The following is a 3931-nucleotide window of genomic DNA, read 5'->3' as shown; positions in this document are numbered from 1 at the left end:
GAGCGCGCCGAGCAAGAAGTCGGCCATGCCCGAAGGGCTGCTGAACTCGCTCACGTTGGACGAGATCGCCGACCTGTTCGCTTATCTCAACAAGCCGGTCGAGAGCGCCAACGTGACCCTGCAGCCATCCGTGAAGCGGATGAAGTAAAGGGGCGTTACGCTATGGCAGCATTGGGTAAGATGCCTCCGGTTGTTGTCGCTCAAGACGAGTTGCGACCGTTCGGTGAGCATTGGCAGCTCAAGCAAAGTCTCCCAAAGAAGCCGCCCTACTCGTCAATGAGGCTGGGCAATCTTTTTGACGCGCGTGTTGGCGCGGCCCTGGCGACGATGCTGGGAAACGTCGAAATCGTCACGCCGAGCCAGTTCGATATTCGGCCGTCGGCAGATGACGTCGTCGAAGTCGGGCCCGTCCGCATCGTGGGAGGCGTGAGGCCGCAAAACTTTGACGTCGGCTACCGTCCGGACGGCGTGCGGATCGCCTTCGACAGCAAGACGCTCAACGACACGAAGAGCGTCGGCAAGAACTATCAGAACATGATCAACGATCTTGGCACGGAGGCTACGACCGTGCATACGCGGTTCCCGTATGCCGTGGTCGCCTTCATGGTGATCATACCTGAACCGTGCTTGCTTCCGACGCAACGGCTGGCGCTGACGCGAACCCTCGAGCGGCTTACCGGACGGATTGGCCCCATTGACAGCGCGCACAAGGCGGAAGCGATCTCGCTTGTTTTATGGAACCCAAACGATGGCTCGCTCGACGAGGCGTGGCCAGCCGAGGGATCGCCCTTGCGCATCGAGTCGTTCTCGGGGCAAGTCGAGCGGCATTACGTCGAACGATACAAGGGGCTGCCGCCGCACGACGTTGACGAACCGGAGATCGAGGCCGAATTCGAAGCCGACAAGGAAACGTCCCACGAAGAGTGACTATCGCTTGCGCGACCGGCGACGCTCGCGCATCTTCTCCCAGATCGCCTTGAGCATCGCGCACTCGCCCTTGGTCAGTCCGAGCTCTCGAAGGATCAGTCGGTCGTTTTCCGCCAGGATGTCCGGCAGATTGCCCTTACGGATCATTTGGTCAACCGTAGGCAGCGGCAACCCGTCGCCAAGTTTCTTCGGCATCAACAGCCGCTCCGCTTCGGTTGGCTGAAGCTCCAGCACGCCGCCGCCATAGCTGCGGCCCTCAATTTCTGCCGAGGCCGCGGTCAAATGGGTGTAGAGGCTCTGCAGCACGGCGACGGGTTTTTTCCGGCATCGCATGCGGTGAATCGTGTCCGTGGAAATCGCGCCGGCCTTGTTGAGCACGACCCGCGGAAAATCGTAAATCTGCCGGAAGAAAAAGGCATCGGGGACCCAGATTGAGGGCACGAGATACCACGGTGCTCGCAACGCGCATTTGTAGCCTGTGTGGACTCCGCGGTTCTCGCCCGTTGCGATATACCGCTTGGCTCCCTCGTTGAGCGCCGCGCTCCGCGGGCCGCCCAGCAACAGCAAATGCACGTGTTTGCCGCCCTCCGCCATTTCGCGCCACTCCTCGTCGCCGATGATTGCACCGCGCAACTGCGACGAGCGGCCGACGAGATTGACGGCGAACTCCCGCAGGTTAAACTCCTCGAGCGTCGACTTGGGAACGACGAAGAATTCATTGCGGCCCGTGACCACGCCGATGTCGATCTCGGCGTGCTCGGCAAGGTGCGTGATGCCCTGGTGCGTCTTGAGGGCGCGCATGAAACCGATTTCAACCGGCTTAAGAAAGTATTTCAGCCATTTTTCGCTGCCGTGGTCGAGAACGCTGTATTCGCTGGCGTCTCTGTGGTTCGGCGTCGATGAGAGCACGCCGTCGACGTCGTCGGCTTCGATCAACTCGATCAGGCACTGAGACGCGGCGGCCGGCGAGTACCCGTCGGCCAACAATAGCAGCACCTCTTGCTCCGCATTATCAAAAAACAACCGATTGCAGGCGAAGATGTGGATGCGCGTGAAATGATTTGCCAAGAAACGCCGCAACTGCGCCGCGTAGCTCACTTGCAGCAACTCGGCGGGCAGCACCATCGCCAGGCGGCCGCCCCGCTTCAGTCTGGCGAGGCTGCCCACGACGAACGGCACCCAGGTGTTGGTGAGCTTGTTTGGCCGCAGCCCGAACGATTTCATCAGCGACATCGCGCGCGATCGCGACGGCTCGGGAAAGTTCTGGTAGCGGATGAAGGGGGGATTGCCGAGGGCGCAATCAAACTGCTCCTGGGAGTGCCCCGTCAGCCAGTGAAAGAAGTCGGCACGCGCGACCTGACCGTTCGGCTCGCGTCCCAGAATGCCTTCCATTCGCACGGCGGCTTTGCGGGCCTCCGCCGGCTCAATTTCTACGCCGGCGATCTGCTTCAGCACGGCATCCGGTGAGGCGCCCAGTCTCAAAAGTCGCTTGGCCGCCTGTTCCAGGAAGACGCCGTCTCCGCTGCTGGGCTCCAAAACACGATCGTCGGCAGAGCGGATCGCCCATTGGGCGAGCCACGCGGCGACCTCGGGCGGAGTGTAATAGCCACCGCGCAATTTGGCGCACGCTGCCTCCCCGCACTTGGCCATGGGCGAATTCCTTTCTGTTTGGCCATTGCTCCAATTGGCTGCCGCGACCGGTTCCTCCGGGCCGATCGCTGCAAACGCCAGATCGAATTCGAGCTGTCGCTTTGCGCTCGCCATATTCTGCTTCTCGCCTGCCGACCCTGATCCGTCGGTCCGTCGTCTGCCGAGACCCGCTGCCTGCGATTGTAGGGACAAAGCTTGGCATTGCAAGCAATAACGAGAAAGTGAGAAAGGGGGACGAAAATGTGGCAGTTCGCCAAGGCTTGGCAAACAGGCATTTACGTTCGAGACTCGGCCCTGCAGGCGCAGTGCGAAAATGTGGCAGTTCGCCAAGGCTTGGCAAACAGGGGCTCATCGGGGCCGCGGCGCAGGTCAGCCACGGCACGACCGTCGGCATGGCTTCTCGCATCCCGCACGATTTGAAGCCCTGGAGGAACGCCTCGCGTTGAGCCTGGCGCCTGGCACGAGCGAGTTTGGGAACGTGTCCCCGGACGCGTCGTTGATCAATCAAAGCGGTCTGGTTGCACTGCCCGGCTCAGCCGCACCCTCGAACAGCACCAATCCGGCGGATATTGCCCTGGTCGGCGCGACCGGCAGCGCCGTTCCCGTGGATCTCAGCTATGCGGCCAACGACGCGCTGGCCTTCAACCATCCGTCTTGGATACCGAACGACCGGCCTCCCTTCCCCGGCGAAAATCTGCCGCCCGAATTGTCGCCGAACCTTTACTACCAAGCGGCGAACACGCGCTACGGCATTCGGAACTTCAATATCGGCGCCAACACGAGCTTGGTCCATCGCAACAGGTGCCTATGGGCGTTGGCACGCCGACCGCGCATCGCACGACGGACGCCAAGACGGCCATGACCGAGTTGATCGCGCGGCCGCTCGGCGAGGGCCTGCCGGCCGACGTTGATTTGCTGGATCCCGACGCAAAGCCGTCGCCGAGCGATCCTTCATCGACGGGCAACGCTCGCTTGGCGAACCAAGATCAGCCGGGGAGCGATGATCCGTCGTCGCCGGGCAGCGCGGCGGCCTCGCGCGGTGACCGAGAAAGACAGGAAGACGCCTCGCCGACGTTGCTTACCGCGTTGGATGACGAGCCAGCGGAACGGTCGCCGCGGTTTGACGAAGCTGCCGTCGATCGGATGATGGCCGACCAAATCGCGGCCGCGACGGCGCGGTGACGGTCCTGCAATCGAACGGCGAAAAGGTGATGATCGACGAAGTCGACATCAGCGAGAGCGCGCCGAGCAAGAAGTCGGCCATGCCCGAAGGGCTGCTGAACTCGCTCACGTTGGACGAGATCGCCGACCTGTTCGCTTATCTCAACAAGCCGGTCGAGAGCGCCAACGTGAC

At 62.1% G+C, this 3931-nt stretch carries 4 protein-coding genes; 3 read left to right on the top strand and 1 reads right to left on the bottom strand.

All coding sequences use genetic code 11. The features are described 5' to 3' along the window. Window positions 1-180: 180 nt before the first annotated feature. On the top strand, window positions 181-927 hold the full coding sequence (locus VNH11_10525; GenBank protein HVA46788.1) for a hypothetical protein: 747 nt from the start codon (window positions 181-183) through the stop codon (window positions 925-927). On the opposite strand, the gene VNH11_10520 is transcribed toward VNH11_10525, so the two are convergent. Then, the gene (locus VNH11_10520; protein ID HVA46787.1) at window positions 928-2577 is read right to left on the bottom strand and encodes a class I SAM-dependent methyltransferase; all 1650 of its coding nucleotides are present in this window, start codon (window positions 2575-2577) and stop codon (window positions 928-930) included. It lies immediately after the preceding gene. 442 nt (window positions 2578-3019) lie between these two features. Between VNH11_10520 and VNH11_10515 the strand changes: the two genes are divergently transcribed. Both VNH11_10515 and VNH11_10510 read left to right on the top strand, forming a co-directional pair. Then, entirely contained in the window at window positions 3020-3439 is a 420-nt protein-coding gene (locus VNH11_10515) for a hypothetical protein (protein ID HVA46786.1), read from the top strand. Then, complete coding sequence (locus VNH11_10510; protein ID HVA46785.1) at window positions 3436-3759, top strand: hypothetical protein; 324 nt, start codon at window positions 3436-3438, stop codon at window positions 3757-3759. Before VNH11_10515 ends, VNH11_10510 begins: the two co-directional genes overlap by 4 nt. Window positions 3760-3931: the final 172 nt, after the last annotated feature.

Source organism: Pirellulales bacterium, assembly GCA_035533075.1.
In the GTDB taxonomy this organism is placed as follows: domain Bacteria; phylum Planctomycetota; class Planctomycetia; order Pirellulales; family JAICIG01; genus DASSFG01.
The sequence above is the reverse complement of the archived record's forward strand: the minus strand, read 5'-3'. Positions and strand labels throughout refer to the sequence as shown.

Bases quoted from the DNA above. Each gene is read 5' to 3' on its own strand.
- VNH11_10510 (HVA46785.1), top strand. From the start codon at position 3,436: ATGACCGAGTTGATCGCGCGGCCGCTCGGCGAGGGCCTGCCGGCCGAC.
- VNH11_10520 (HVA46787.1), bottom strand. From the start codon at position 2,577: ATGGCCAAGTGCGGGGAGGCAGCGTGCGCCAAATTGCGCGGTGGCTAT.
- VNH11_10525 (HVA46788.1), top strand. From the start codon at position 181: ATGCCTCCGGTTGTTGTCGCTCAAGACGAGTTGCGACCGTTCGGTGAG.